The sequence below is a fragment of the Halomonas sp. genome, assembly GCF_014859505.1.
Classification (GTDB): domain Bacteria; phylum Pseudomonadota; class Gammaproteobacteria; order Pseudomonadales; family Halomonadaceae; genus Halomonas.
The window spans coordinates 1-2,288 of the sequence record NZ_JACUUD010000234.1 but is presented as its reverse complement, the minus strand read 5'-3'; the positions used below and the strand labels follow the sequence as shown (position 1 = coordinate 2,288).

The following is a 2,288-nucleotide window of genomic DNA, read 5'->3' as shown; positions in this document are numbered from 1 at the left end:
CCACCGAACAGACTAGCCGCGATCACTCGGCGGCGCTGTCACTTTCCTGGACGACTTCGTCGGTGACCTCGACGAACTCTTCGGAACGACCTTCCTTCGCACGGGCGCAGGCGTCGGCGATGGCCTTGACGTAGATCTGGATGGCGCGGATGGAGTCATCGTTGCCCGGGATCACGTAGTCGACGCCGTCCGGATCGGAGTTGGTATCCACCACGCCGATGACCGGGATGCCCAGCTTGTTCGCCTCGTTGATGGCGATACGCTCATGGTCGACGTCGATCACGAACAGGGCGTCGGGCAGACCACCCATCTCCTTGATACCACCGATGGAACGCTCGAGCTTGTCCTGCTCGCGGGTCGCCATCAGGACTTCCTTCTTGGTCAGCTTCTCGAAGGTACCGTCCTCGCGCATGGTCTCGAGGTCGCGCAGCCGCTTGATGGACTGGCGGATGGTCTTGTAGTTGGTCAGCATGCCACCCAGCCAGCGGTGGTTGACGTAGGGCTGACCGGCGCGCAGGGCTTCTTCCTTGATGATCTTGCTGGCGCTGCGCTTGGTGCCGACGAACATGACCTTGTTGTTGGACGCGGCCATCTTCTCGACCACCTCGATGGCCTCGTTCAGGGCCGGCAGGGTATGCTCGAGGTTGATGATGTGGATCTTGTTGCGGGCGCCGAAGATGAACTTGCTCATCTTCGGGTTCCAGTATTTTGTCTGGTGACCGAAGTGAGCGCCTGCCTTCAGCAGGTCACGCATGTTGACGTGTGCCATGGATGACTCCTGGAAAATCGGGTTAGGCCTCCACGCACCCCATGGATCCGACCGCCGCATCATCGCGAGATGACCACGACAGCACCCGGGACCATGTGCCGGTGCGTGTGTGTTTTCAAGGCGTTACATTGATTGACGCCACTCCTGTTGCCGTACTCCGCGCAGCCGTCACGGCGAAACCTCGACGTGGGTGGGCGGTGAGGACGGGCGATTGCAGGAAGGCGCGCAGCTTTATACCATGGATCATCCGCCAGTTGAAGTCGCCCGGCCCGAGCTGCCCGGGCGACCCCACCCCCACCCTCGAGATTCCATGAACGTACCCATCAAGACGCCCGACGAGATCGAGAAGATGCGCGAGGCGGGCCGACAGGCCGCCAGCGTGCTGGAGATGATCACTCCCTTCGTCAAGGCCGGCATCACCACCGGCGAGATCGATCGTCGCTGCCATGCCTATATCGTCGACGAACTCGGCTCCACCCCCGCCCCGTTGAACTATCATGGCTTCCCCAAGTCGGTGTGCACCTCCATCAACCACGTGGTGTGCCACGGCATCCCCGACGACGGCAAGTCGCTGAAGAAGGGCGACATCATGAACCTGGACATCACCGTGAAGACCGCCGACGGCTACCACGGCGACTCCAGCGTGATGTTCGTGATCGGCGAGACCATCCAGGGCGAGCGGCTGTGTCGCGTCACCCAGGAGTGCCTCTATCGCAGCATCGCCCTGGTGCGCCCGGGCGTGCGCCTCTCCACGCTGGCCCGCGCCATCCAGGGCCACGCCGAAGCCAGTGGCTACTCGGTGGTACGCGACTTCTGCGGCCACGGCATCGGCGCCGGCTTCCACGAGGAGCCCCAGGTGCTGCACTACGACGGCTACGCCCCCGAGGCGGACATCGAACTCGCCGCGGGCATGTGCTTTACCATCGAGCCGATGATCAACGTCGGCGACTCCCGCACCAAGGTACTGCGCGACGGCTGGACCGCCATCACCAAGGACCGCAGCCTCTCCGCCCAGTGGGAGCACACCCTGCTGGTCACCGAGACCGGCGTCGAGGTGCTCACCGCGCGCCACGACGAAGACCTCTCCTTCCTCGAGCGCTGACACCATGCTGCTCCACCATTACCGCTTCTCCCCCGACGAGAGCCTGTTCGACGCCGACGCCTTCCGCGCCGAGCTCGAGGGCAGCCGCTCGCCCATCGCCCCCTTCAAGGCGGCGCTGCACGAGATCCAGGACCGCCTCGACGGGCGCTTCCGGGAGGGCGCCGACATCCGCGACCTGATCCATGGCCGCGCCTGGTGCCTGGACCGGCTGCTGGCGGTAGCCTGGGAGCAGCACGAGTGGCCCCCGGGCAAGAGGCTCGCGCTGCTCGCCGTGGGCGGCTATGGCCGCGGCGAGCTGCACCCCCACTCCGACGTCGACCTGCTACTGCTCCTCGAGCACGACGACGACGCGCCCTACCGGGAGGCGCTCACCGCCTTCGTCACCTTCCTGTGGGACATCGGCCTGGAGATCGGCCA

Annotated in this window: 3 protein-coding genes; 2 read left to right on the top strand and 1 reads right to left on the bottom strand. The window is 64.9% G+C overall.

Annotation, left to right across the window (positions count from 1 at the left end):
• Positions 1-22 precede the first annotated feature (22 nt).
• Positions 23-769: a 30S ribosomal protein S2 gene (gene rpsB, locus IBX53_RS15830; RefSeq protein ID WP_290911254.1), complete on the bottom strand. Its 747-nt coding sequence runs from the start codon at positions 767-769 to the stop codon at positions 23-25.
• A gap of 310 nt (positions 770-1,079) precedes the next feature.
• On the opposite strand from rpsB, the gene map reads away from it, so the two are divergent.
• Both map and IBX53_RS15820 read left to right on the top strand, forming a co-directional pair.
• On the top strand, positions 1,080-1,871 hold the full coding sequence (gene map / locus IBX53_RS15825) for a type I methionyl aminopeptidase (protein WP_290911253.1): 792 nt from the start codon (positions 1,080-1,082) through the stop codon (positions 1,869-1,871).
• Positions 1,872-1,875: 4 nt separating this feature from the next.
• The coding region (locus IBX53_RS15820) for a DUF294 nucleotidyltransferase-like domain-containing protein (protein WP_290911251.1) at positions 1,876-2,288 on the top strand (413 nt) is incomplete at its 3' end.

What these genes read in the sequence shown, in the direction of transcription:
- rpsB (WP_290911254.1), bottom strand. Translation starts at nt 769, where the DNA reads ATGGCACACGTCAACATGCGTGACCTGCTGAAGGCAGGCGCTCACTTC.
- map (WP_290911253.1), top strand. Translation starts at nt 1,080, where the DNA reads ATGAACGTACCCATCAAGACGCCCGACGAGATCGAGAAGATGCGCGAG.